This window comes from Rubrobacter sp. M3-4 (assembly GCF_059772285.1).
Window position 1 is genome coordinate 33574 of record NZ_JCBAJP010000013.1, and the last position, 23722, is coordinate 57295.

The 23722-nt window shown below is 68.0% G+C and carries 27 protein-coding genes; 18 read left to right on the top strand and 9 right to left on the bottom strand.

Annotation, left to right across the window (positions count from 1 at the left end; genetic code table 11):
• Positions 1-31 precede the first annotated feature (31 nt).
• The 5 genes from AC6EKW_RS13090 to mdlC all read right to left on the bottom strand — a co-directional run bounded on the left by AC6EKW_RS13090 (position 32) and on the right by mdlC (position 5405).
• Positions 32-691, bottom strand: coding sequence for a LutC/YkgG family protein (locus AC6EKW_RS13090; RefSeq protein WP_273888915.1), 660 nt, complete (start codon positions 689-691; stop codon positions 32-34).
• Positions 688-2115 (bottom strand): LutB/LldF family L-lactate oxidation iron-sulfur protein, encoded by a 1428-nt coding sequence (locus AC6EKW_RS13095; protein WP_498514613.1) that lies wholly within the window; start codon positions 2113-2115, stop codon positions 688-690. The genes AC6EKW_RS13090 and AC6EKW_RS13095 overlap by 4 nt, the downstream gene beginning before the upstream one ends.
• Complete coding sequence (locus tag AC6EKW_RS13100; RefSeq protein WP_273888913.1) at positions 2112-2846, bottom strand: (Fe-S)-binding protein; 735 nt, start codon at positions 2844-2846, stop codon at positions 2112-2114. The genes AC6EKW_RS13095 and AC6EKW_RS13100 overlap by 4 nt, the downstream gene beginning before the upstream one ends.
• 8 nt (positions 2847-2854) lie before the next feature.
• Positions 2855-3652, bottom strand: coding sequence for a DeoR/GlpR family DNA-binding transcription regulator (locus tag AC6EKW_RS13105; protein WP_273888912.1), 798 nt, complete (start codon positions 3650-3652; stop codon positions 2855-2857).
• A gap of 148 nt (positions 3653-3800) precedes the next feature.
• On the bottom strand, positions 3801-5405 hold the full coding sequence (gene mdlC / locus AC6EKW_RS13110; RefSeq protein ID WP_498514614.1) for a benzoylformate decarboxylase: 1605 nt from the start codon (positions 5403-5405) through the stop codon (positions 3801-3803).
• 92 nt (positions 5406-5497) lie between these two features.
• Here mdlC and AC6EKW_RS13115 point away from each other — a divergent pair, with 92 nt between their 5' ends.
• From AC6EKW_RS13115 to nagA, 7 genes are all read left to right on the top strand, one after another.
• The gene (locus AC6EKW_RS13115) at positions 5498-6469 is read left to right on the top strand and encodes a quinone oxidoreductase family protein (RefSeq protein ID WP_420542089.1); all 972 of its coding nucleotides are present in this window, start codon (positions 5498-5500) and stop codon (positions 6467-6469) included.
• Between the two features lie 5 nt (positions 6470-6474).
• Positions 6475-7488, top strand: a complete 1014-nt coding sequence (locus AC6EKW_RS13120) for an LLM class F420-dependent oxidoreductase (RefSeq protein ID WP_273888910.1) — start codon at positions 6475-6477, stop codon at positions 7486-7488.
• 148 nt (positions 7489-7636) lie between these two features.
• Positions 7637-8254: a PadR family transcriptional regulator gene (locus AC6EKW_RS13125; protein WP_273888909.1), complete on the top strand. Its 618-nt coding sequence runs from the start codon at positions 7637-7639 to the stop codon at positions 8252-8254.
• The gene (locus AC6EKW_RS13130) at positions 8244-9233 is read left to right on the top strand and encodes an ATP-binding cassette domain-containing protein (RefSeq protein WP_273888908.1); all 990 of its coding nucleotides are present in this window, start codon (positions 8244-8246) and stop codon (positions 9231-9233) included. Before AC6EKW_RS13125 ends, AC6EKW_RS13130 begins: the two co-directional genes overlap by 11 nt.
• A 4-nt stretch (positions 9234-9237) precedes the next feature.
• The gene (locus AC6EKW_RS13135) at positions 9238-10113 is read left to right on the top strand and encodes an ABC transporter permease (RefSeq protein ID WP_498514615.1); all 876 of its coding nucleotides are present in this window, start codon (positions 9238-9240) and stop codon (positions 10111-10113) included.
• Positions 10114-10183: 70 nt separating this feature from the next.
• Positions 10184-10942 (top strand): glucosamine-6-phosphate deaminase, encoded by a 759-nt coding sequence (gene nagB, locus AC6EKW_RS13140; protein ID WP_498514616.1) that lies wholly within the window; start codon positions 10184-10186, stop codon positions 10940-10942.
• 2 nt (positions 10943-10944) lie between these two features.
• Positions 10945-12066, top strand: coding sequence for an N-acetylglucosamine-6-phosphate deacetylase (nagA, locus tag AC6EKW_RS13145; protein ID WP_498514628.1), 1122 nt, complete (start codon positions 10945-10947; stop codon positions 12064-12066).
• Here the strand turns inward: nagA and AC6EKW_RS13150 are convergent.
• Both AC6EKW_RS13150 and AC6EKW_RS13155 read right to left on the bottom strand, forming a co-directional pair.
• On the bottom strand, positions 12051-13085 hold the full coding sequence (locus AC6EKW_RS13150; protein ID WP_498514617.1) for a serine hydrolase domain-containing protein: 1035 nt from the start codon (positions 13083-13085) through the stop codon (positions 12051-12053). The two genes, nagA and AC6EKW_RS13150, sit on opposite strands and share 16 nt — an antisense overlap.
• A gap of 80 nt (positions 13086-13165) precedes the next feature.
• Positions 13166-13918: a GntR family transcriptional regulator gene (locus tag AC6EKW_RS13155; protein ID WP_273888904.1), complete on the bottom strand. Its 753-nt coding sequence runs from the start codon at positions 13916-13918 to the stop codon at positions 13166-13168.
• Positions 13919-14082: 164 nt separating this feature from the next.
• Between AC6EKW_RS13155 and AC6EKW_RS13160 the strand changes: the two genes are divergently transcribed.
• The 5 genes from AC6EKW_RS13160 (at position 14083) to murQ (ending at position 18343) form a co-directional block, all read left to right on the top strand.
• Positions 14083-15672 carry a PTS system mannose/fructose/sorbose family transporter subunit IID gene (locus AC6EKW_RS13160; RefSeq protein WP_498514618.1) on the top strand — a complete coding sequence of 530 codons (1590 nt, stop codon included), beginning with the start codon at positions 14083-14085 and terminating at the stop codon, positions 15670-15672.
• 31 nt (positions 15673-15703) lie between these two features.
• Positions 15704-16192, top strand: coding sequence for a PTS sugar transporter subunit IIB (locus AC6EKW_RS13165; RefSeq protein WP_498514619.1), 489 nt, complete (start codon positions 15704-15706; stop codon positions 16190-16192).
• Positions 16192-16959 (top strand): sugar isomerase domain-containing protein, encoded by a 768-nt coding sequence (locus tag AC6EKW_RS13170; protein ID WP_498514620.1) that lies wholly within the window; start codon positions 16192-16194, stop codon positions 16957-16959. Before AC6EKW_RS13165 ends, AC6EKW_RS13170 begins: the two co-directional genes overlap by 1 nt.
• Positions 16959-17363: a PTS sugar transporter subunit IIA gene (locus tag AC6EKW_RS13175; protein ID WP_498514621.1), complete on the top strand. Its 405-nt coding sequence runs from the start codon at positions 16959-16961 to the stop codon at positions 17361-17363. The genes AC6EKW_RS13170 and AC6EKW_RS13175 overlap by 1 nt, the downstream gene beginning before the upstream one ends.
• Positions 17364-17440: 77 nt before the next feature.
• Positions 17441-18343 (top strand): N-acetylmuramic acid 6-phosphate etherase, encoded by a 903-nt coding sequence (gene murQ, locus AC6EKW_RS13180; RefSeq protein ID WP_273888899.1) that lies wholly within the window; start codon positions 17441-17443, stop codon positions 18341-18343.
• Position 18344: 1 nt separating this feature from the next.
• Here murQ and AC6EKW_RS13185 read toward each other — a convergent pair whose 3' ends face one another.
• A complete protein-coding gene (locus tag AC6EKW_RS13185; protein ID WP_273888898.1) occupies positions 18345-18767 on the bottom strand; it encodes an arsenate reductase ArsC in 423 nt (140 codons plus the stop codon).
• Positions 18768-18913: 146 nt separating this feature from the next.
• Between AC6EKW_RS13185 and AC6EKW_RS13190 the strand changes: the two genes are divergently transcribed.
• From AC6EKW_RS13190 to AC6EKW_RS13215, 6 genes are all read left to right on the top strand, one after another.
• A complete protein-coding gene (locus AC6EKW_RS13190) occupies positions 18914-19222 on the top strand; it encodes an ArsR/SmtB family transcription factor (RefSeq protein WP_273888897.1) in 309 nt (102 codons plus the stop codon).
• Positions 19223-19334: 112 nt separating this feature from the next.
• Positions 19335-20624: an arsenic transporter gene (locus AC6EKW_RS13195; RefSeq protein ID WP_420541869.1), complete on the top strand. Its 1290-nt coding sequence runs from the start codon at positions 19335-19337 to the stop codon at positions 20622-20624.
• A 19-nt stretch (positions 20625-20643) separates the two neighbouring features.
• Positions 20644-20985 (top strand): hypothetical protein, encoded by a 342-nt coding sequence (locus AC6EKW_RS13200; protein ID WP_273888896.1) that lies wholly within the window; start codon positions 20644-20646, stop codon positions 20983-20985.
• 95 nt (positions 20986-21080) lie between these two features.
• Entirely contained in the window at positions 21081-21911 is an 831-nt protein-coding gene (locus AC6EKW_RS13205) for a Cof-type HAD-IIB family hydrolase (RefSeq protein WP_273888895.1), read from the top strand.
• Complete coding sequence (gene mutM, locus AC6EKW_RS13210; RefSeq protein WP_273888894.1) at positions 21911-22726, top strand: bifunctional DNA-formamidopyrimidine glycosylase/DNA-(apurinic or apyrimidinic site) lyase; 816 nt, start codon at positions 21911-21913, stop codon at positions 22724-22726. The genes AC6EKW_RS13205 and mutM overlap by 1 nt, the downstream gene beginning before the upstream one ends.
• A 71-nt stretch (positions 22727-22797) precedes the next feature.
• A complete protein-coding gene (locus AC6EKW_RS13215) occupies positions 22798-23202 on the top strand; it encodes a hypothetical protein (RefSeq protein ID WP_273888893.1) in 405 nt (134 codons plus the stop codon).
• 20 nt (positions 23203-23222) lie between these two features.
• Here AC6EKW_RS13215 and AC6EKW_RS13220 read toward each other — a convergent pair whose 3' ends face one another.
• Positions 23223-23681 (bottom strand): hypothetical protein, encoded by a 459-nt coding sequence (locus AC6EKW_RS13220; RefSeq protein ID WP_273888892.1) that lies wholly within the window; start codon positions 23679-23681, stop codon positions 23223-23225.
• Between the last annotated feature and the right edge of the window lie 41 nt (positions 23682-23722).

Consider the following 23722-nt stretch of genomic DNA (forward strand, 5'->3'; position numbering starts at 1 on the left):
TAAACTTAGCATACGGTCGGCGGCGCTGCCCCTACCGGCGGCAGACGAGTACCTCGAGCGTCCTGGGGCCGTGGACGCCCTCGACCCGGTCGAGCTCGATGTCCGAGGTGGCCGACGGCCCGGAGACGAAGACGATGGATCTCCCCTCCCGCACGCCCCCTTCGAGCCTCCTTACCGCCTCGGGGACGAGCTCCACTATCTGATCTTCGTAGATCACGCACAGGTGGTAGTCGGGGAGCAGCGTGAGCGCCCGCCTTCCCTGCATCCTGCCGCCGTCGAGGACGATCGTGCCGCTCTGGGCTATCCCCAGGGCGCAGCCGGAGAGGACCCCGTCGCTCGCGTCGAGCTCCTCATTCGTGAGCGGTCTTCCGCCCTCCCCGTCGCGCAGCGCCTCCACACCCTCCGGGATCCACCCATCCGGCACCCCCGGCGCGACGACGAGCCTCCGCGCGCCGCGTCGCGCGAGGGCCTCCCTTATCGCTTCCGGTAGCTCCTCCTCCCCGACCCGCCGCACGCTCGCCCGGTACTCGGAGACGTTCTCGACGAAGCGCCCCACGACCTCCTCGTGCGGAGAGACGCTCTCGACGCGGTAGCTCCTCTCGACGGAAACGTCCTCCGGGCTCTCCTCCTGCGGCACGTCGCGGGTGGCGAGGCGGATGCGGCGCAGGATCTCCTCCCTCGCCTGGCTCATCCGCGCTCCCTCCTCCACCACTCGCGGAAGGTCTCGCGCGGGACGGCCTCGAGGTCGCGCACGGCGGTCCACCCGGAGAGGGGGCCGGGGAGTCGTCGTATCTTCCCGCCCCGCGCGAGCGGCCACTGCCCGGCGCGGGCGAGCTTTTGCGCGGCCTCGTAGAGGCGGCGGTCGGCGAAGGTGCGCGCCAGAGTGCGCATCGCCGCGCCCTCCGGGTCGAGCTTCGTGGCCGGGGAGCCCGAGTCCTGGCGGTTTCTCACGACCCTTCCGCGCAGGTGGATCAGGACCTCAGGGATGTTTATCTTCACCGGGCAGACCTCGTAGCACGCCCCGCACAGCGACGAGGCGTAGGGGAGAGAGTCCGGGCCCTTCCTCCCGAGCCCGGTGAGCTGGGGTGTCAGGATCGCGCCGATCGGACCCGGGTAGACCGAGCCGTAGGAGTGGCCTCCGGCCCGCTCGTAGACCGGGCAGACGTTCAGGCACGCCGAGCAGCGGATGCACCTTAAGGCCTGTCTTCCCTTCGTGTCGGAGAGCGCCTGTGTCCTGCCGTTGTCGAGCAGCACCAGGTGGAACTCCCGCGGCCCCTCCCCGGAGGAGGTCCCGCTCCAGAACGAGGTGTAGGGGTTCATCCGCTCTGCGGTGGAGGAGCGGGGGAGGAGCTGCATGAAGACCTCCAGGTCGCGCCAGGTGGGGACGACCTTCTCTATGCCCATCACCGTGACGAGAACCTCAGGGAGGGTCGTGCACATCCTGCCGTTCCCTTCCGACTCGACCACGCAGACGGTCCCCGTCTCGGCGACGGCGAAGTTGGCCCCGCTAATGCCGACCTTCGCCGCGAGGAACCGCTCGCGCAGGTAGCGCCGGGCGGTCTCGGTGAGGTCGCGCGGGTCGTCCGAGAGGTCCTTCGCGCCGAGCTTTTCGCGGAAGAGCTCCCGGATCTCGGCGCGGTTCTTGTGGATCGCCGGGACCAGGATGTGCGAAGACTCCTCGCCGGCGAGCTGGATGATGAGCTCCGCGAGGTCGGTCTCGACCGCCTCGATTCCCTCCTTCGCGAGGTATTCGTTGAGCCCGATCTCGTCTGTCGCTATCGACTTGACCTTGACGACCTCGCGCGCCCCGTGCCCCTTTGCGATGCCCGCGACGATCCTGTTCGCCTCCCGCGCGTCGCGCGCCCAGTGGACCTCTCCTCCGGCCTTCGTTACGGACTCTTCGAGCCGCACCAGGTACTCGTCCAGGTGCCTCAAGGCGCGCTCTTTGATCGCCGCGCCCGCCTCCCGCAGCTCCTCCCAGTCCGGCAGCTCCGAGACGGCGGCCGCTCGCTTTTTGCGGATCGTCGCGGTCGCGTGCCCCAGGTTCCTCCTGAGCTGGCTGTCGGCGAGCGCCTCGCGCGCGAGCGCCTGAAACGGTCTCTCCGAAACCCTCATCTCTCCTCCTCGCTCGCCAGTATCTCGGCGAGGTGCACGGTCTTCACCCCGGTCCTCTGCCGCGAGAGCGCGCCCCCGATGTGCATCAGGCAGGAGTTGTCCGAGGCGCAGCAGACCTCCGCCCCACTCGAGAGGACGTTCGCGACCTTGTCCGCGAGCATCGCCGCCGAAGTGTCGGCGTTCTTGACGGCGAAGGTCCCCCCGAACCCGCAGCACTCCTCCGCCTCGGGGAGCTCGACGAGGTCGACGCCGCGCACCGCCTCGAGCAGCCTCAACGGGGCGTCCCCGACCTTTATCATCCTCAGGGAGTGACAGGTCGGGTGGTAGGTCACCCGATGCGGGTAGTACGCCCCGACGTCGGTCGTCCCGAGCTTCTTTACGAGAAACTCCGAGAGCTCGAAGACGCGGGGGGCGAGGGCCTCGACCTCGCGGGCGAGGGCGGCGTCCCCGGCGAGCCCGGCCGCCATCGGGTAGAGCTCTCTCACCATCCCGACGCACGAGCCGGAGGGTGCGACGATGACCTCGTAGGGGGAGAAGACCTCGACGAAGCGGCGCACCAGCGGGATCGCCTCGCGCTGGTAGCCGGTGTTGAAGTGCATCTGACCGCAGCAGGTCTGCTCCCGGGGGAAGTCGACCTCAACCCCGAGGCGCTCGAGGACCTTCACGGTCGCGATCCCGGTCTCCGGGAAGAGGGTGTCGTTGAAGCAGGTTATGAAGAGGGCCGCCCGCACCACCGACCTCAGTTCGCCCGGGCGAGCTCGTCCTCGCCGGTCTCTACCACGACGACCTCGACCCCGGCGAGCTCTATCTCGCGCAGCAGTTTCCGGGAGGCTCCTGAGTCTGTGATCAGGACGTCCACCTCCTTGATGGGCGCTATCCGGGCGAGCGCGACGACCCCGAGCTTGGTGTTGTCCGCGACGACGATGACCTTCTGCGCCGCCTCGACGAGACAGCGGTCGGTCTCGGCCTCGGCGATGTTGGGGGTGGTGAGCCCGGCCTCGGGGTGGATGCCGTGCACCCCCAGGAAGAGGATGTCGGCGTTGAGCGTGCGCAGCGTCCGCTCGGCGAAGGGACCTACCAGCGCGTCGGAGGGGGTGCGGAAGATGCCTCCGGAGAGCACTATCTGCTCCCAGCCGTTCTCCTGCAGCGTGAGCGCGATGTTCGTCGAGTTGGTGATGAAGGTCAGCTCCCGGGAGGCCCGCCGCAGGAGGCTCGCGATGTGCCAGGTGGTGGTGCCGGCGCTCAGCGCGACGGTGTCCCCGTCCTCGATCATCGGCAGCGCCGCCCGCGCGATGGCCGCCTTCTCCGCCCGGTTGAGCCTGCGTTTGTACTCGAAGTGCGGCTCCCTGGCCGCCTTGGGCACGGGGACGGCCCCGCCGTGCACCTTCTTGAGGAGCCTCCTCTTCGAGAGCGCCTCGAGGTCTCGCCTTATGGTCATGTCCGAGACCCCGAGCTTCTCCGAGAGGTCCATCACCGAGACGCTGCCCCGCTCCTCGAGTTCCCTGAGTATCGCCTCCCGCCTCTGCTCCGCGAGCATGTGACCTCCCACCTTTCGAGGACCCTCCGACACACCAGCACGCCAATAATATACGCTCGCTTCAAAATGCGGCAACGGACGCGTGGTTTGTGGTTGGATTCTGTGGCCAGAGAGAGCCGGGCGATAGAGGTTTCGTCGTGGACGCGGACTACCGGGCGAACTTCGGGACCGAGGTGTCCACGGCGACGTCGACCAGGTACGGCCCCTCCGCTTCGAGCGCCCGGCCGAGAGCCCCTTCGAGGTCCTCGGGCCTCTCGACCGCCTCGCCGTCCGCGCCGAGCCCGCGGGCCACCTGCACCAGGTCTATCCCCGGCACGTCGAGCCCGGGCACGCTATCGGAGATCCCGAGCGCGTTCCGGTAGCTCTTGAGGATCGTGTATCCGCGGTTGTTTATGACGATCGTGGGGATCGCGAGGCCGTTCCGGGCTGCGGTCCACAGCGACTGGATCGAGTACATCGCAGACCCGTCCCCGATGACGCAGACCACCGGCCTTTCGGGCATCGCGAGCTTGAGCCCCACCGAGGCTGGCATGCAGAAGCCGAGACCCCCGGCCGCCGAGGTGTGGTACCCGACCGGGTCGTTCGTCTTGACGTACCTGTGCAGGACGACCTTGCTCGAGGTGGACTCGTCGGCGACGACCGCGTCCTCCGGCAGCGCGCGGGCTATCTGCCACATCACGTAGTCCACGCTCATCGGTGCCGCGGCTTCGGGCTCCGGCGGCTCCTCCCGCGCCGGGAGGGCCGGACGGTCGGCCTCCGGCAGCAGCTCCGCGAGGTCCGCCGCGGCGAGCGCGACGTCGCCGAAGATGCTCCTCCCGAGCGGGGCGCGGGCGGCCTCCTCGGGGTCGTCGGTGATCTGGACGACCTCCGTCCCCTCGCGCACGACCTCCCCGGGGACGTACGGGTAGTAGGGGAAGACCGCGGAGCCCAAAACCAGCACGGCGTCGTGCGGGGCCAGGGTCTCCGAGACCCCCTTCTGGGCGAGCGGCAAAAAGCCCATGAAAAGAGGGTGCCCCTGCGGGAATCCGGCGAGGGCGACGATCCCCTCCTGCCACACCGGCGCTTTCATCCTCTCGGCGAGCGCCACCACCTCGTCGAAGCTGCGCGAGCGGGCGACCCCGGGCCCGACCACGATCGCCGGGCTGTGCGCCCCGCGCAGGACCTCCGCCGCCCGCTCGATCGCCGCCGGGTCCGGCGCGACCCGGTGCGAGACCTCGTGGGAGGGGGGCATCTCGCACTCCGCGTTCCAGTCGTCCATCGGCACCGAGACGAAGACGGGCCCGCGCGGCGGCTGCATCGCGGTGTGGTAGGCGCGCAGGATCTCGGAGGGCACCTCCTGCGGGCGCCGGGGCTCGTAGCTGCGTTTGACGTAGGGCCTCGCCAGCTCGACGAGCTCGCCGGTAAGGAGCGGCTCGAGGTTTATGTGCCTCCGGTCCTGCTGACCTGCGGTCACGACGAGCGGGGTCCGGTTGTGCCAGGCGGTCACCAGCGCGCCCATCGCGTTCCCCAGACCCGGCGCGGTGTGCAGATTGACGAGCGCGGCGTTCCCGGTGCCCTGCGCGTAGCCGGTCGCCATCCCGAGGGCGCTCGCCTCCTGCAGCGCGAGCACGTAGCGGAAGTCCTCCGGGAAGTCCTCGAGGAAGGTGAGCTCGGTCGAGCCCGGGTTGCCGAAGATGGTCGTCATCCCGAGCCTCCTCAGAAGCTCGTGCGTGACCTCGCGGACCGTCGCCATCGCCTTGTTCGCCCCTTTCAAAGCCCTCGTCCCGTCCCGGCAAATATAGCAGGAGAGGCGGCCGCTCTGCCGTACAATGTCCGATGAAGGTCTCTGGAAGAGGGAGGGCGCACTTGAAAGCTGTGGTCGTAAAGAAACACGGCGGCCCGGAGGTCCTTGGCTACGAGGACGTTCCCGAGCCCGAGCCGAAAGCTGGCGAGGCGCTCGTGCGGGTCGCCGCCGCCGGGGTCAACTACATAGACACCTACCACCGCTCGGGTCTCTACCCGACGGAACCCCCTTTCACCCTCGGGCTCGAGGGCGCGGGCGAGGTCGTCGCCGTCGGAGAGGGCGTGGAGGAGGTGAAGCCCGGCGACTACGTGGCCTGGGCTAGCGTCCCCGGCTCCTACGCCGAGTACGTCGTCGCCCCGGTGGAGGAGCTCGTCCCGGTGAACGTGACGCTCGTCGAGGCGCGGGTCGCCGCCGCGGCGATGCTGCAGGGGATGACCGCCCACTACCTGACCCACAGCACCTTCCCGCTCGAGGAGGGGCAGACCGCGCTCGTGCACGCCGCCGCGGGTGGCGTGGGGCTTCTTTTGGTGCAGATGGCGAAGATGCGCGGGGCGCGCGTCATCGGTACCGCCGGGACGGAGGAGAAGGCGCACCTCGCGAAGGAGGCGGGTGCGGACGAGGTCATCGTCTACACCAGGGAGGACTTCGTCGAGAGGACTAAAGAACTGACCGGCGGCGAGGGGGTCCACGTCGTCTACGACGGGGTCGGGAAGGCCACCTTCGACGGAGACCTCGACGTGCTCAGGCTGCGCGGTTACCTGGTCCTCTTCGGTCAGTCGAGCGGGCCGGTGCCGCCGGTCGACCTGCAGGTCCTGAACCGGAAGGGCGGGCTCTTCGTCACCCGGCCTTCGCTCGCTCACTACACCGCGACCCGCGAGGAGCTGTTGTGGCGGGCCGAGAGCGTCCTCTCCTGGATCGGGCAGAACAACCTCCAGGTGCGTATCGGCGCGACCTACCCGCTCGCCGAGGCGGCGCAGGCCCACCGCGACCTCGAGGGTCGCAGGACGACCGGCAAGCTCATCCTGGTGCCGTGATGAGGATGGACGCGAACCTCGGGGTGGAGGGAACCCCGCTGCGCGAGATGCAGAGGACGGCGGCCGCGGCCGAGGAGCTCGGCTTCTCCGGGCTCTGGAGCACCGAGACCAAGCACGACGGGTTCCTCCCGCTCGCGCTCGCCGCCTCCGGGACCGAAAGGATAGAGCTCGGCAGCGCGGTCGCGATCGCCTTCTCCCGCTCGCCGATGGTCACCGCCCAGCTCGCCTGGGACATCCAGGCGCTCTCCGAAGGCCGCCTCATCCTCGGGCTCGGCACCCAGGTCAAGGCGCACGTCGAGAAGCGCTTTTCGATGCCCTGGGGGCGCCCTGCGGCGAGGATGCGCGAGTACGTCCTGGCGCTGCGTGCGATCTGGCACACCTTCCAGACCGGAGACGAGCTGGACTTCCGCGGCGAGTTCTACCATCACACCCTCATGACGCCCTTCTTCAACCCCGGTCCGATAGAGCACCCCGAGATCCCGGTCTACATCGCAGGGGTGAACACCCGCCTCGCCCGGGTGGCGGGGGAGGTCTGCGACGGGTTCCACGTCCACCCCTTCCACAGCCCCGAGTACGTCAGGAAGGTCGTCCTGCCCGCGATCTCCGAGGGCGCCCGCGCGGCGGGACGCGACCCCCGGGAGATAAAACTCGCCACGAGCGCCTTCGTCATCACCGGACGCGACGAGGAGGAGCGCTCCCGGAGGCGGGAGGAGATGCGCTCCCAGATCGCCTTCTACGCCTCGACCCCGACCTACCGCACCGTCCTCGAGGCCCACGGCTGGCAGGAGGTGGGGGAGGAGCTCTCGAAGCTCGCCCGCCGCAAGCGGTGGGAGGAGATGCCGCGCCTCGTCACCGACGAGATGCTCGCCGCCTTCGCGCTCGAGGCCGCTCCCGACGAGGTCGGACCGGCACTGCGGGAGCGCTACGAAGGCCTCATAGACCGCGTCGCCCTCTACGCGCCCTTCGTACCCGGCGAACGAGACGACTTCTGGCGGAGACTCGCCGGTTCGGCCGGCTAGACCACACCACTTTGGTGCCTCGTGACGGAGCCCCTGACCGGGGCTCCACATCTTTTCCCCGCGTTCGTACGATCCTCTTCTTGACGTTCGAGACATTCAGATATATCTTTTGCATTAAAGATATATCGATGATCGAGAGGAGAAAGAGATGGATGCGAGGAGCATGCACGGTGGCGGGAGGTTCTTTCCGAGGGAATTACGGGCTGCGATGGCGGCGCGGGGGGCGGGGTCGTTCGGGCCTGGAGGGGGTTTCCCGTTCGGTGGTTTCGCCGGGAGGATGTTCGGGGGAGGCCACAGGAGGATGGGGCAGGGGGACGTACGGGCTGCGATCCTGGTGTTGCTGGAGGAGCGGCCGATGCACGGGTACCAGATCATTCGGGAGATCACAGAGCGTAGTGGGGGGGTGTGGCGTCCGAGCCCGGGATCTGTCTATCCGGCGATACAGCAGCTCGAGGACGAGGGGCTCGTCAGGATAGAACGGGAGGAGGGGCGCAAGGTCGTCCACCTCACCGACGAGGGGCGGGCGCACGTGGCCGGGCATCGGGGGGAGCTCGGTACGCCGTGGGAGACGGCGTGTGAGAACCTGGGTGAAGGTCTGCTGGAGATGCGGGGGCTCGTCGGGCAGGTTGCAGTAGCTGCGATGCAGGTGGTGCAGGCTGGATCCGGCGAGCAGGTGGCCGAAGCGCGGCGTATCCTGGCGGAGACCCGTCGGCGGCTGTACCGGGTTTTGGCCGGGGACGAGGAGGAGGGTGGCGGTGAGCGCTGAGGGGGTGAAGCGACCGGCGATCTCGGTGCGCTCTCTCGCCAAGCGCTACGGCGGGGTCGAAGCGGTGCGGGGGATAGACTTCGAGGTCGAGCCGGGGGAGGTCTTCGGGTTTCTGGGGCCCAACGGGGCCGGCAAGACCACGACCATCAACATGCTGTGCACTCTGGTGCGCCCGAGCGCGGGGGAGGCGAAGGTCGCGGGGTACGACGTGGTCTTTGAGCGGGACGAGGTGCGGCGCAACATCGGGCTCGTCTTCCAGGACACGACGCTCGACAACTACCTCACCGCCGAGCAGAACCTACGCTTCCACGCCGAGCTCTACGGCATGCCGAAGTCCGCCGTGGCGGAGAGGATGCGTCGGGTTTTGGAGATGGTCGGGCTGTGGGAGCGCAGGAAGAGCCTGGTCGGGACGTTCTCGGGCGGGATGAAGCGGCGGCTCGAGATCGCGCGCGGGCTTTTGCACTCGCCGCGGGTCCTCTTCCTCGACGAGCCGACGATAGGGCTCGACCCGCAGACCCGCTCCTCGATCTGGGGATACATCGAGGAACTGAGGCGCAGCGAGGACATAACCATCTTCCTGACCACCCACTACATGGACGAGGCGGAGTACTGCGACCGCATCGCGATCATGGACTCCGGGGAGATCATCGTGCTCGACACGCCAGAGGCGCTCAAGGCGAGCGTCGGCAAGGACCGGGTGCGGATCGAGACCGAGGACGACGCCGCGGCCATCGAGGCTTTGCGGGAGCGGTTTGGAGTGGAGGCCGGGGTGCACGAGGGTTTCGTCACCTTCGCCGTGGCGGGAGGAGAGCGGTTCGTGCCGCGGTTGTTCTCCGAGCTCGGAGTCCCCATCCGCTCGGTGAGCGTCTCCCGGCCCTCCCTGGACGACGTGTTCATGTCCTACACGGGTACCACCATCCGCGACGCCGAGGCCTCGGACGCGGATCAGATGCGTATGATCATGCGATCGAGGAGGTAGAGCAGTGTCCGCAGAGAGAGCCGTGCCCTCCCCCGGTGTCGCCCGGGTGCGTGTACCCGAACGCGGGCTTCGCCAGGATGTCAGGGCCGTGAGGATCGTCTGGCAGCGCGAGCTGATCCGGTTCTACCGCGACCGGCTGCGCATGTTCACCTCGCTGTTGCAGCCGGTGCTGTTTCTGTTCGTGCTCGGGACAGGCCTCTCCACGCTGGCCTCCGGCGGGATCGGAGGCCTCAGCCTGCGCACGTTCATGTTCCCCGGCGTGCTCTCGATGGCCACGCTGTTCACCGCGATGTTCTCGGCGGGCTCCATCGTGTGGGACAGGGAGTTCGGGTTCCTGCGCGAGATGCTCGTCGCACCCGTGCGCCGCAGCACCATCGTCATCGGCAAGTGCCTCGGCGGCGCCACCGTGGCGACCTCTCAGGGAGTGATAATCCTCTGCCTGGCAGGGCTCGTGGGCGTTCCCTACTCTCCCGCTCTGATCGCGACGCTCCTCGCCGAGATCCTGCTGCTCTCCTTCACGATCACCGCCTCCGGCGTGATGGCCGCCGCCCGAATACAGAACATGCAGTCGTTCTTCGCCCTGGTGCAGATGTTCATGATGCCCATGTTCTTCCTCTCCGGTGCCCTCTACCCCCTCTCCAACCTCCCGGACTGGCTGCAGGTGCTCACCCGCATCAACCCTCTCACGTACGCCGTCGACCCCATGCGGCGTGCCGTCTTCGACCACCTCGACGTCAACGCCGCCACCCGTCACGCCCTCGTTACCGGCGTGACCTGGTGGGGATGGCAGGTTCCGGTCTGGCTCGAGCTGGCCATCGTCGCCTTCATCGGGGTGGTCATGCTCGCCATCTCCATAGCCGAGTTCAGACGTACCGGATAGAGGCCTCACTCCTCCCGAGACCTGGCCCGGGGTTGAACGAACGGAGTGTTCAGACTAACATCTAGATGTCATGTCCAGTACGGAGTACAGGGTACGGGTGGAGGTCGTCGAGGATCGGGCGGCGATGAGCCGGGCGGCGGCGCGGGTGGTGGCGGCGCGGCTGCGGGAGAATCCCGGGGCGGTGCTGCTCCTTCCCACGGGTTCGACGCCGATTGGGATGTACCGGGAGCTGGTGAGGATGCACCGGGAGGAGGGCTTTTCGTTCGCTAGGGCGACGTTCTTCAACCTGGACGAGTACCTGGGGCTTCCGGCGGGGCATCCGGCGAGCTACCACGAGTACATGTGGAGGAACCTCTACGGGCTGGTGGATGTGGATCCAGGGAGGGTGCGCGTTCCGGACGGGACGGCGGGAGACCCGGAAGATGAGTGCGAGCGGTACGAGGTGGGGATCCGGGAAGCCGGGGGGGTGGATCTGTGTGTGCTCGGGATCGGACGCAACGGGCACATAGGGTTCAACGAGCCGGGTTCCTCTTTCGCCTCGCGCACCCGCGTCGTCGAGCTCTCCCGCTCCACCCGTCGGGCGAACGCGGGGGATTTCGGCGGGGGGGCGGTGCCAAAGCGGGCTATAACCGTCGGGATGCGCACGATCTTCGAGTCGAGGGAGATAGTGCTCCTCGCGTCCGGCAGGAACAAGGCCGGAGCGGTCGCGGAGGCGCTGAAAGGTCCGGTCACCGAGGAGGTTCCGGCCTCGATGCTGCAGGAGCACCCGCGGGCGCTCTTCCTGCTCGACCGCGAGGCCGCCTCTTCGCTGCGGAGAAGGGTCGCTTGAGCGTGCTGGCCCTCCGCGGGCGGGTCGTCGCCGGGAGGGAGGTGCTCGAGGACGCCTGGGTGCTCGTCGAGGGCGGCGTCATCCGGGCGTTGGGAGGAGGTCCGTTCGAGGCCGACGAGACGGTAGAGGTTCCCGATTGTTTCCTCGTGCCCGGCTTCGTGGACCTGCAGGTCAACGGTGCCTTCGGGGTGGACGTCGCGACAGAGCCGGAGAGGCTCGGGGAGCTCTCCGCGAAGCTCCTTTCCACCGGGACGACCTCCTACCTCCCGACGGTGGTCTCGCGGCCGCTCGGGGAGTATGCCGCGCTCCTCTCCCGGCTCACCCTCGGGGGGGATGGGGCGGAGCCGCTCGGGGTGCACCTGGAAGGACCGTTTCTGAACCCGCAGAAGCGGGGGGCGCACCCGGAGGAGAACCTCTCCGCCCCCGATGCGGCGGCCCTCTCGAAGATGCTCGAGGCGGCTCCGGTGCGGCTGATCACGCTCGCACCGGAGCTTCCCGGGGCCGACGCTCTCGTGGAGCTCGCCGTGGAGCGCAGGGTTACGGTCTCTTTGGGGCACTCGGACGCGGACTACGTGACGGCCCGGAGGGCCTTCGACCTCGGGGCGCGCGGTGCGACACACCTGTTCAACACGATGAGCCCGCTGCACCACCGCCGCCCCGGGCTGCCGGGGGCCGCAATCTCCGACGCGCGGGTGGTGTGCACCCTCATCGCCGACGGGCGGCACGTCCACCCGGACGTTCTCGACCTCGTCTGCGCGAAGCTCGGTCCGCGGAGGATGGCGCTCATCACCGACGCCATCTCCGCCGCCGGGATGGGGGAGGGGGAGTACACGCTCGCGGGCCGGCGGGTCTACCTGCGCGACGGGGTGCCGGAGCTCGCGGACGGGACGCTCGCGGGGAGCGTGCTCACGATGGACGAGGCGCTCAGGAACATCATCGCGTTCACCGGATGTACCCTACCCGAGGCGGTCATGATGGCCTCCACCACCCCGGCCCGCCTCGTCGGCGCGCGCGGGAAAGGCGTGCTCTCTCCCGGAGCCGACGCGGACATCGTGGCGCTCTCGCCGGAGCTCGAGGTCGTCGCGGTCTGGAAGGGCGGTGCGCTGCGCTACGGCAGCCCCTGATCCACAGCCTCGAGCAGAGCCCGCGCCACCGCCCGCCGCTGCGGGTTGATGCTCTCCCCCTCACGGGTGGGATGCACCCGGTTGGTGAGCAGGATGACGAACGCGCGGTGCCTCAGGTCGATGACGAGCGAGGTCCCGGTGAAGCCGGTGTGCCCCGCCGTCTGCGGGGAGGCGAGGCCGTCCATGTACCACTCCCGGTCGAGCTCGAACCCGAGCCCCTGGGCGCAGCCGGGGAGGTGCGGTGTCTGGTCGGAGAGCATCTCCCGCACCGAGCTCTCCTTCAGGATGCCTCCGCCGCCGTCGAGCAGAGACTGCGCCAGCGCCGCAAGGTCCCGGGCCGTGGAGAAGAGCCCGGCGTGCCCCGACACGCCCCCGAGGGCGTGGGCGTTCTCGTCGTGCACTACGCCGCGCACCATCCCGCGGTCCGGCTTGTACTCGGTGGCGGCGATGCATGGGCGCATGCTCTCCGGTGGGTTATAGAAGGTGTCGGTCATGCCGAGCTGCGCGGTGATGTTCGCCCTGACGTAGTCATCGAGCGGCATCCCCGAGACGCGCTCGACGAGCCAGCCTGACAGGATCATGTTCGGGTCCCCGTAGAGGTGGCGGGTGCCGGGCTCTGCGAGAAGCGGCACCCTGTAGACCGCGGATACCCGCTCTTCGTGGGTGGAGAGATCTTCCAGATGGACCAGCGCGGGAAGCCCGGAGGTGTGGGTGAGGAGGTGGCGCGGCGTGATCCTCTCCTTCCCCCTCCCGGAGAGGCGCGGGAGGTATCCTGCCACCGGCTCGTCGAGGTCGAGGTGGCCGCGCTCGGCGAGCTGCACCGCGGCCATGGCGGTGAAGAGCTTGGTGAGGGAGGCGAGGTCGAAGATGGTGTCCTCCTGCATCGGGACGCGCTCACCCTCGGGGAGCAGCCTCCGCCGGTCGCGGTAGAGGACGGCGTGTCCGAAAGCGCGATGGATGAATATCAGGCCGTCTTTTGCAGCGAGCACCACCGCGCCGGGGTAGCGCGAGATCTCCACACCGCGCCTCGCCGCCCGGCATATCCCGGCCGCCGCGTCCGGTGCGACCCCGACCTCCTCCGGCGTCGCGTGGCGGAGCCTCAGTGCGGCGGCCTCCAGACCCTGTCTCCCGGGGTGAGGGTGGCGGTGATCCTGTAGCGGTCCCCCCGATAGGTGCTCCTGACGTACTCGAAGGGCCTCTCTCCCGCATCGTAGGTGACCCTCTCGATCAGGAGCGCCGCACTCCCCGGTTCGACCCCGAGGAGGGCCGCCTCCTCCTCGCTCACCGGCACCGCCTCGTAGCTCTGCTCGGCGCGTGAGATCTCAACCCCCGCCGCGCTCAGCTCCTCGTAGAGCGAGCGCCCGGCGAGGTCCCTCCCCAGAACCCCCTTCGCAACCTCGTAGAGGAGGTGGCTCGTCTCGAGCGCCATCGGCTCCCCGTCGGCGAGCCTGAGCCTCCTGAGCCTTATGACCCGCTCCCCCTCCTCCACCCCGAGCCTCCGTGCCACCAGAAGACCGGCCTCCTCCACCTCCACCTCCAACACCTCGCTCGAGGGCTCCATCCCCCTCTCGCGCATGTCCTGGGTGAAGCTCGTCAGCCTCGCCGTCGGCTGCTGCACCTTGCGCGCCGCCACGAACGTCCCGCGCCCCTGCTCCCGGTAGAGTACCCCCTCGTTGACCAGCTCCATCACCGCCTGACGCACGGTCATACGGCTGATCCCGAACCTCTCGCACAGCTCCCGCTCAGAGGGGATCATCTCCCCCTCCTTCAGCTCTTCCTGCTCCACCATCTCCCTTATGATCTCCTTGAGCTGGTGGTACTTCGGAATCGGACTGCTCTTGTCTATCCTCACCTCCACCTCCTCTTCTGGTCCAGACCATTGTACCTGTGCCCGGCCTTGAACTCGTCGCTCCCACCAATTTATAATGTGGTCTATACATCATAATGGGAGATGAATGGGGGAGATAGGAGGGGATGGTGGGAAGGTTCATCCGGCGAGGTGGAGGTTAGGAGGAGATGGACGGCACCATAGTAATGGCGATAGTGCTTGCGGCCTTCGGGTTCTTCAGCATCTGGGAGAACCTGAACCTGCTCTTCTTCCAGTTCGGCAGGCCGCTCATGACCGGGACCGTGACCGGCATCCTGGTCGGGGATCTCAAGACCGGTCTCGCGATAGGGGCGACGCTCGAGCTTGCGGCCCTGGGAGTCTACACCTACGGGGGAGCTTCGATCCCGGACTACGCCTCCGGGGCCATCCTCGGCACATATTTTGCGAGCCAGGCCAGTTTGAGCCCGCAGGCGGCGATCGGGCTCGCCGTCCCGATAGCTCTGCTTCTGACCCAGCTCGACATCCTGGCTCGGATGGCGAACCTGTTCTTCCAGCACCGGGCCGACGCCTACGTAAAGAGCGTCGACCTCCGGCGCGTCGGGCTGATGAACATGCTCGGTACGCTCTCCTGGGGGTTGAGTCGCGCCATCCCGATCTTCTTCGGGGTGTGGCTTGGCTCCGGGCCGGTGAGGAGCGCGGTCCGCGAGAGCCCGCAGTGGCTGCTCGACGGGCTGCAGACGGCGGGCGGGATACTGCCGGCCTTGGGGATCGCCATGCTCCTCAGGCTGCTCCCGCTGCGCCAGTACTGGCCGTTTCTCGTCATAGGGTTCATCGTCGCCGCCTACCTCAAGGTGAACCTGGTCGGCGTGGCGCTGCTCGGGCTCGCGATGGCCGCGCTCGTCTACCGGTACGCCGGCGGCGAGGAGGCGGCCACGTCTGCGGCCGCCGCGGAGGAGGAACCCGCGGCGGAGGGTAGGATCACGCGGCGCGACCTCCGGCGGGTCTTCCTGCGATATCTGCTGTGGTTCCAGTCCGGGTGGAACTACGAGCGGATGCAGGGGCTCGGGTACGCGCACGTCATCTCCCCGGTCATGGAGAAGCTCTACCCCGATGAGGGGGTGCGCCGGCAGGCGCTCACCACCCACCTGCAGTTCTTCAACACCAACCCGCTCATGGCCGCTCCCATACTCGGGGCGAACATCGCGGTAGAGGAGAAGAACGAGGAGCCGGAGTTCCCCGAGCGGAGCGTGACCGGGCTCAAGACCGGCATGATGGGACCTTTCGCCGGGATCGGTGATTCGTTCTTCTTCGCGATCTGCAACACGATCGTCTTCAGCGTCGGGGCGAGCCTGGCGCTCAAAGGCAGCATCGTCGGCCCGGTGATCGTGTTCCTCTACACGATCATCTTCTTCACCGCCTTCCGGTGGTGGAGCTTCGTCGCGGCCTACCGGCGTGGGGTGCGGCTCGTGGGGCAGCTCGCCGGGGGCATGCTCCGCCGGCTCACCGATGCCGCCTCCATCCTGGGGCTCGCGGTCGTCGGCGGTCTGATCCCGACGATCATCAACACCAAAGTCGCCTACGTCTTCCACTCCGGCAGGGTCAAGCTCAACCTGCAGGACCAGCTCGACAACATCCTCCCGGCGTTGGTTCCGGTGCTCATCGTCGCGCTGGTCTACTTCGCGCTCTCGCGCAGGGTCAGGCCGACGTGGGCGATACTCGGGCTCCTGGTGCTGGGGGTGGTGCTCTCGGTCGCCGGAATCCTGGAGTATCCTGGCTGAAGACGGCAGCGAAAGGGAGGCAGTAGGAAGTATGCCCATAAGACACGTGCGCATCGACGAGCGGCTGATCCACGGCCAGGTGACCGTACGCTGGACGCGGGAGGTGGGGGCGGACCTCATCCTCGTCGCAAACGACGAGGTCGCCGCCGACGAGATGCAGAAGATGCTCCTCCCCCTCTCTGCCCCGAGCGGGGTGAAGACCGAGATCGTGACCGTGGAGGAGGCGGCTGAATCCCTGAAGAACGGTGAGGCCTCGCGCAGGCGCACCTTCCTCATCGTCAAGCGCCCTGCGGACGTGATCCGGCTTCTGGACTCCGGGGTGCAGATCGAAGAGATCAACGTCGGCAACATGAGCCACCACGAGGGGGCGAAGCAGGTCAAGCGCTCCGTCTCGGTCACCCCGGAGGACGTGGAGGCTTTCCGCGAGCTGGACCGCCGGGGCGTGCGGATGACGGCCCGGATGATGCCAGAGGAGGGCTTCAAGAGCTTCATGGAGTACCTGCCGGGGGTCGCCGGCTGATGCAGCCCGGAGCCGGCATCGAGGCCTACCTCTCCCGCGTGCGCCGGGCGCACCAGGAGATCGAACGCGAAAGACCCAACCTCTTACAGGCGGCCCGGCTCCTCGCGGACTCCCTGGAGGGGGAGCCGGACCGCGTGATCCACGTCTTCGGCACCGGTCACTCGCACCTTCTGGTCGAGGAGGCCTTCTGGCGGGCCGGGGGCCTCGTCCCGGTAAACCCCATCCTGGACCCCAACCTGACGGCCTTCGGCGGAAGCCGCGCCTCGGCGCTCGAGCGTCTGGAGGGCTACGCGGAGGTCCTGCTCTCGGGCGAGGAGCTGCGCGAGGGGGAGGCGATGGTCGTCTTCTCCAACTCCGGGATAAACGCCGTGCCGGTCGAGATGGCGCTCGGCGCCCGCGAGCGGGGTCTCGGCATCGTCGCGATCACCTCGCTCTCCCACAGCCGGAGCGTGGAGAGCCGCCACCCCTCCGGGCGCAGGCTCTTCGAGCTCGCCGACGTGACGATAGACACCCGCGTCCCACCCGGCGACGCCGCGGTGGAGCTCTCCGGGGTGCTCGGCGAGGGGGCCGATGGCCTGCGGGCCGGGCCTCTCTCCACCGTGGTCGGGGCGGCGCTGCTGAACGCGCTCGCGGTCGAGGTGGCCTGTCTCAGGGCCGCCTCCGGGGCGGAGCCCCCGGTCTTCGCCTCGCAGAACCTCCCCGGCGTCGAGGAGCGCAACGAGGCGCTCCTCTCCCGCTACCGCCCGCGAAGCCGCTTCTACCGCTGATGGTCGGTCTGGTAGTGGTGGCCCACGGTGGTCTCGCCGCCTCGCTGCTCGAGAGCGCCGCCCTGATCGCGGGTGAGCCCGAGCGCGCCGCGGCGGTGGGCTTCGGGATGGAGGAGGGCCCGGACGCGCTGCGCGAGAAGGTGCTTGCCGAGGTGGAGCGGCTCGGCGGGGAGGTGCTCTTTCTCGTCGACCTCCCCGGCGGGACACCCTCGAACGTCTGCGCCCGCATCGCCCTCGAACGCAACCTCCGGGTCGTCTCCGGGGTGAACCTGCCGATGCTCGTCGAGTTGCTCCTCGTCGAGGAAGGAGAGACGCTCGACGGCGCGGCGAAGGTGGCGCTCGAAGCCGGCCGGGATGGGGTGCTCGACGTAACGGACATGATCCGAGACCAGGGAGGAGGCTGAGTGTCGTCCGGGGCCGGATGTGCAAAGAGGGGCGTCCTCCTTTTCGGCCGGAGCCGGAATCCCGGAAGGGGAATGATTTGAGCGATCTCCCCGAGACCGAGCGCCGCAACCCGGAGAGCACCCACCTCGACGCTCTCGACACCTCTGCCGTGCTGCGCCTGATGAACGAAGCCGACCGCACGGTGCCCGGGGCGGTCGAGCGGGCGCTGCCCCAGATAGCACGGGCCGTGAAGCTTTTGGTCGGAAGCTGGCGGCGGGGCGGGCGCTGGGTCTACGTCGGGGCCGGGACGAGCGGACGCCTCGCCGCGCTCGACGCCGCCGAGCTCCCCCCGACCTTCGGGGTGGACCCGGAGCGTGTGGTGGCGCTCCTCGCAGGCGGGGAGCAGGCCCTGCTACACCCCATCGAGGGTGCCGAGGACGATGTGGAGGCCGCCGGGCGGGACCTCAATGAGATCGGGCTTTCGAGGCGCGACGTCGTGGTCGGGGTGGCCGCGAGCGGGAGCACCCCCTACACCGTGGCCGCGGTGCGCCGGGCCGCGGAGGCCGGCTGCGCCACGGTGGGTATAAGCTGCGTCTCCGGCTCGGAGCTCGGCAGGGCCGCGGATGTTGGTATAGAGGTCGTGCCCGGACCCGAGATCCTCACCGGCTCCACCCGCCTCAAGGCGGGTACGGCGCAGAAGATGGTCCTCAACATGCTCTCCACGGCCTCCTTCGTCCGGCTCGGGAGGGTGTATGAGAACCTGATGGTCGACGTGCAGGCGACCAACGAAAAGCTGCGCCGCCGGGCCCGCAGGATCGTCGGAGAGGCCGCGGGCGTCTCAGACGAAGAGGCCGAAAGGCTCCTGCGCGAGGCGGACGGATCGGCCAAGCTTGCCGTCGTGATGGCGCTCTGCGATGTCGGCCGGGAGGAGGCGGCTGCTCTCCTGCGGGAGTCCTGCGGGATGGTGCGGCGCGCCGTCGAGAGACACCGCACCTCCTGACTCACCCCTCGGAAGCGAGAAGCTCCCGCTCGATGCGCTCCCGGATCCTATCCCGCACCTCCCGAAAGACCGCAAGCCTCTCCTCCTCACCACCCCGCGCCGCAGAAGGATCCGGGAAGGACCAGTGCAGCCGCTTCCCGGCCCCCGGAAAGACCGGACACGCCTCGTTCGCCTGATCGCAGACGGTTATCACGTAGTCGAAGGGCTCTCCGAGATAGCGCTCCAGCGTCTTCGACTCCTGGCGCGAGATGTCCACCCCGACCTCCCGCATCACCTCCACCGCCTCCGGCCTCACCTCCGTGGCCTCCGTCCCCGCGCTCATGGCCTCGAACCTCTCCCCCGCCAGATGCCGTAGAAACCCCTCGGCCATCTGGCTGCGCGCCGAGTTGTGGGTGCACACGAACAGAGCCCGCTTCTTCTTCATCGCTACCTCCTTGACACTCCCGGATGACGAGACTATAAATTTCAAAGAAAATTGAATCAACTGAAAGCGAAGTATATGGAAGGATGGGGGAGATGACAACCGAGCCGGCTTCGCGGCGAGAGAGTCCGGAGGCCGTTGCCGCGTGGTTGAAGGTACTGGCCGATCCCAGGCGGTTGAGGATCTTCGACCTGTTGATGCAGGGTGTGCAGTGCAACTGCGAGATCGGGGATGCGCTGGAGATGGCGCCGAACCTCATCAGCCACCACCTCGGTGTCTTGCGCCGGGCTGGTCTGGTGGAGGTGGAGCGGGACCCCACCGATGCCCGCTGGGTCTACTACTCCGTGAACCGGGAGGCGCTCGAAGAGTTGAACGAGCTCTTCGGCGGCTTCTTCGACCCGCAGCGCATCCGACCCAGGCAGCCCAACTGCGGTCCCCACGCCGCCAGCGCCGGCTGAGCGGTCCACGCAAGCAGGGGATGCTGCTCTTCCATACCCGATAGTTCAACGTAGATTGATCTTATTTGCAGGAGCGCCGCGCTCCGGCGTGTGTAGAAGAGAGGGGGTAGGTTTGTTTCTGGCGCTGATCATATTTATCGGGACGCTGGTGCTCGTCATCTGGCAACCGAGGGGGATCGGGATAGGATGGAGTGCCTCTGCGGGGGCGCTTGCGGCGCTGGCCACGGGGGTGGTCTCGCTCTCGGACGTACCCGAGGTGATCGGGATCGTCTGGAACGCCACGCTGGCGTTCGTGGCGGTGATCCTGATAAGCCTCGTTCTGGATGAAGCCGGGTTCTTCGAGTGGGCTGCGCTGCACGTTGCGCGGTGGGGGAGGGGCAGCGGATACCGGCTGTTCGCCCTGATCGTCCTGCTCGGGGCGGCCATCGCCGCGCTCTTCGCCAACGATGGGGCTGCTCTGATCCTCACGCCGATCGTGATAGCGATGCTTCTGGCGTTGGGGTTCGGTGCTGGATCGACCCTGGCCTTCGTGATGGCGACCGGGTTCATCGCCGACACCGCGAGCCTTCCGTTGGTCGTCTCCAACCTGGTCAACATCGTCTCCGCCGACTTCTTCGACATCGGGTTCGGGCGGTATGCGAGCGTGATGGTGGTGGTGGACTTCGCCTCGATCCTGGCGAGCCTCGCGGTGCTCTTCCTCTTTTACCGCAGGGACGTGCCGGGGCGTTACGATGTGGAGCAACTCAGGCGTCCTGCGGAGGCGATAAGAGACCCGCTGACTTTCAGGGCTGGCTGGTGGGTTCTGGTTTTGCTGCTCCTCGGGTACTTCCTCGGGGATCCTCTGGGGGTGCCGGTGAGCGTGACGGCCGGGGCGGGAGCCATCGCTTTGCTCCTCATCGCCGAGCGCAAGAAGATCATCCCTACCCGCAGGGTGGTGCGCGAGGCCCCCTGGCAGATAGTCGTGTTCTCGCTGGGGATGTATATAGTGGTCTTCGGTCTCAACGACGCCGGGCTCACCGGCTACCTCAAGAATCTCTTCTGGTTCTTCTCCGGAGGAGGGGTTTGGGCGACGGCTCTGGGGACCGGATTTACGACGGCTTTCCTCTCCTCGATCATGAACAACATGCCCACGGTGATGATAGGGGCTCTCTCGATAAACTCCGTCCCGGTGGCGGGCCTCGCGAAGGAGGCCATGGTCTACGCCAACGTCATCGGCTGCGACCTGGGACCCAAGATCACACCCATAGGCAGCCTCGCCACGCTCCTCTGGCTGCACGTTCTGCAGCGCAAAGGTGTGAAAGTGGGCTGGGGATACTACTTCAAGGTGGGGATCAGGATCACCCTGCCGGTCCTCTTCGTGACGCTCTCCGCCCTGGCGCTCTGGCTGAAACTCTTCACATGAGAGGAGGTATGGGAAAGGGATGAAGCAACGCAGAGATCTCGTTACGCCCGTGTGCGAGCGTACGGACGGCAACGGCGGCTGCGCGGAGGCGGGGCCCTGTGCGATCGTCGTCGAGGCGGGCACCATCGAAGAGCTGGGACGTGCGGTCGCCCGGTGGGCCGGAGAGCATCCGGACCACTTCCTCGTGTCCTTCAGCCACACCGCCGAGAGCAGGCTCGAGGCCACCCCGGGCCTCGCGGGACCGCGTGAGGGCAGAGTCTACACGGGATTGCTCCTGACCCACCGCGTGCGCTACGGGTCCGTTGGCGGCGCGGGTCTTCCCGGGCGTTTGGCTGGGGAGCAGACCGGGTCCCGTCCGTAGAACCGCAGCCTTCCCCGAGATTGAACGGAGGCGGCCGGCTACGGTATGATCCTTTGGCCTTACTTCCGGTAGAACTTGGAAGGAGTCGTGTCAGATTGGCCGTCGCAAGAGATCCCCTGCCCTTCGACCTGGTGGCCTTCGATCTGGACGGGACCGTGCTCAGGCGGGACCTCGAGATCACGGACCGTACCGTCAGCGTCGTGGGCAGGTTGCGGGAGGCGGGGGTGAGGGTTCTCGTCGCCACCGGGCGCCACTTCGAGGGGGCCCGCGAGCATGCGGCCAGGCTCGGTCTGGACGAGCACGAGCCGATCATCTGCTACGGTGGCTCGATGGTGCGGCGGATGGACGCCTCGGAGACCCTGCTTCTGCGCGCTGTGCCCACCGGGTCTGCACTCGATGCCCTGAGGTGGGCAGCCGAAAGAGGTCTTCACGCCCGCGTCTTCCTCGACGGCAGGATCGTGACCGGCCCCGAGACCCCGGCCGTGGTGCGCTACATGCGCCGCCGCGACGAGCCGAACGTGGAGGTCGTCGAGGACCTCTCATCTTGGCTCGTACAGAGCGGCGAGAGGCCGCTCAAGCTCGTCTTCGTCGACGGCCCGGACGAGGTGGAGCGCTGGCTCGGAGAGGCGCGGGATGCGCTCTCCGGAGAGCTCTTCGTCACCCGCAGCCTGCCACACTACGTGGAGCTCGGCAACCCAGAGGGGACGAAGGCCGCGGCCCTCGGTTACCTCTGCCGGCGTTTCGGGGTCGAGCCCTCGCGCGTCGCGGCCTTCGGGGACGCGGACAACGACGTGGACATGCTGCGCTTCGCCGGGCTCGGGGTCGCGGTCGGGGGGATGACCGGGGAGGTCCGGGCGGCGGCCGACGTGGTGGTGCCCCCGGTCGGCGAGGACGGGGTCGCGCGTTTCCTGGAGGAGCTCATCTAGTGCCCGAGCTGCCCGAGGTCACGGTCATCTCGGAGGACATCTGCACCCTCGCCGCCGGGAAGAGGGTCGCACGGGCGGCGGCCTTCAGGGACGACGTCACCAACGTCGGGGTGGAGAGGTTCGGAAAGGTGCTCGCCGGCAGGACGCTGCGTACGACCGGGCGGCGGGGGAAGATGATCCTTCTGGACTTCGGAGATCTCGTCGGGGTGGTGCACCTGGTGATCTCCGGGCGGGTGCTGCGGCTTCCAGGCTGGCGTGTCCCCGACAGGATCCATACCGCGGTGGTCGAGTTCGAGGGCGGTCCCGTGCTCGGGTTCACGAAGCTCTGGCTCGGGTACTTCGACCTCTACCCGCCGGAGGAGGTGGAGCGTCACCCCCTCATCTCACGCCTCGGCCCCGACCCCTTCTCCGAAGGGTTCACCCCGGAGTACCTGCAGGAGGCCCTCCGCCGACGCGCGACGGTCAAGAGCCTCCTGCTCGACCAGTCGGTTATCGCCGGGCTCGGCAACATCTACGCCGACGAGGTACTGTATGCCGCCGGCGTCCACCCCGCCCGCAAGGCGAACACGCTGGATCCCGGCGAGGTGCGCAAGATCTTCGAATCCACCCGCAGGATTCTTGCCCGCGCGATAGAGCTTCGGGGTACCACCTTCGACTCCTATCACGACGCCTTCGGGGAGAGCGGCCGCTACCAGCACGAGCTCAGGGTCTTCACACGAGCGGGCGAGGGCTGCTACGCGTGCGGCACGGAGATCGTGAAGCTCCGGGTCGCGGGGAGGGGTACCTACGTCTGCCCCTCCTGTCAGCCGCTTTGAGCCAAGATGCCACCGTGGAGCCGGTGTGCGTGATTGCCGCCAGGTGATCTACGGTGTTTAATAGACGGCCTATGAGAAGAGCAGGATCGATCCTCCCTCACCCCTGCGATGCCTGGCTCGCCCGCAGCGATTTCTTCGGCAGGATGCGCCGACTCTTCGCGCAGCTCCGCGCTCCGCGCCGTGAGAACGGTGTGTACGCCGGGTACAGAGCCGGGGCCAAGCGTGCCATCTCAGAGCTGCACGAGAGGAACGCCGCCGTCTTCGAACGGGCGCTGCGCCTGAGCGAGAGAGCAGAACGCCTCGAACGCTCCGGTACTCCCAGCGAGAGCGCCTGCAACCGCGCCGCCCGGGCCAGGGAAGACGCCCTGGAGGCACTCTTCGAGTTGCGAACCACGTTTTCCGCCGGGGTCCCGGAGAAGGCCCGCGCCTTCGACGAGGAAGCCCGTAGGATCTACCCTTTCCTAGAGCTCCCCTGAGGAGGTTCCCCGCAGCCTCCTCAGCTCCGGGAGGTGAGGGAGGAGTACGCTTCCCGGGCGAACCTGCGCGCGGCTGGGCCGGTCTTCGGGTTGAGGAACAGGGCGCCGGTCGCCGCGGCCAAGACGAACAGGATCTTGCCTGAGGAGCCACCCCCTCCGTTCTTCACCTTCTCGCCCCGGATGCGGCGGCTACCGGCCTCGGCTGCCGCCACGGCGGTCTCCACCTCCCGCCGGAGCCTGTCGTCGTCCCAAAGCCTCGAGACGACCTCGGTCGGGCTCTGTCCGGAGACCTCGTCGTAGATCCTGCGCCCGGAATCTATCAGGGTGCGGATGTTGTTCCTGAGCTCGTCGTCGTAGAGCAGCCTCTCGACGAACGGCCGGACGTCTTCGTAGAAGGACTCGAAGGACCCCAGCAGGTCGAAGGACGTATCCTCGGCCTGGTTCTTGAGCTTCTCGATGCGGCTCGTTCTCCCGAACAACGCAGGAACCTCCCTCTCTTCTCCGATCCTCAAAGGCGGGT

Coding starts and splice junctions, on each gene's coding strand:
- AC6EKW_RS13090 (WP_273888915.1), bottom strand. CDS start 691: ATGAGCCAGGCGAGGGAGGAGATCCTGCGCCGCATCCGCCTCGCCACC.
- AC6EKW_RS13095 (WP_498514613.1), bottom strand. CDS start 2,115: ATGAGGGTTTCGGAGAGACCGTTTCAGGCGCTCGCGCGCGAGGCGCTC.
- AC6EKW_RS13105 (WP_273888912.1), bottom strand. CDS start 3,652: ATGCTCGCGGAGCAGAGGCGGGAGGCGATACTCAGGGAACTCGAGGAG.
- AC6EKW_RS13120 (WP_273888910.1), top strand. CDS start 6,475: ATGGACGCGAACCTCGGGGTGGAGGGAACCCCGCTGCGCGAGATGCAG.
- AC6EKW_RS13125 (WP_273888909.1), top strand. CDS start 7,637: ATGGATGCGAGGAGCATGCACGGTGGCGGGAGGTTCTTTCCGAGGGAA.
- nagB (WP_498514616.1), top strand. CDS start 10,184: ATGTCCAGTACGGAGTACAGGGTACGGGTGGAGGTCGTCGAGGATCGG.
- AC6EKW_RS13160 (WP_498514618.1), top strand. CDS start 14,083: ATGGACGGCACCATAGTAATGGCGATAGTGCTTGCGGCCTTCGGGTTC.
- AC6EKW_RS13165 (WP_498514619.1), top strand. CDS start 15,704: ATGCCCATAAGACACGTGCGCATCGACGAGCGGCTGATCCACGGCCAG.
- AC6EKW_RS13170 (WP_498514620.1), top strand. CDS start 16,192: ATGCAGCCCGGAGCCGGCATCGAGGCCTACCTCTCCCGCGTGCGCCGG.
- AC6EKW_RS13175 (WP_498514621.1), top strand. CDS start 16,959: ATGGTCGGTCTGGTAGTGGTGGCCCACGGTGGTCTCGCCGCCTCGCTG.
- AC6EKW_RS13185 (WP_273888898.1), bottom strand. CDS start 18,767: ATGAAGAAGAAGCGGGCTCTGTTCGTGTGCACCCACAACTCGGCGCGC.
- AC6EKW_RS13200 (WP_273888896.1), top strand. CDS start 20,644: ATGAAGCAACGCAGAGATCTCGTTACGCCCGTGTGCGAGCGTACGGAC.
- AC6EKW_RS13215 (WP_273888893.1), top strand. CDS start 22,798: ATGAGAAGAGCAGGATCGATCCTCCCTCACCCCTGCGATGCCTGGCTC.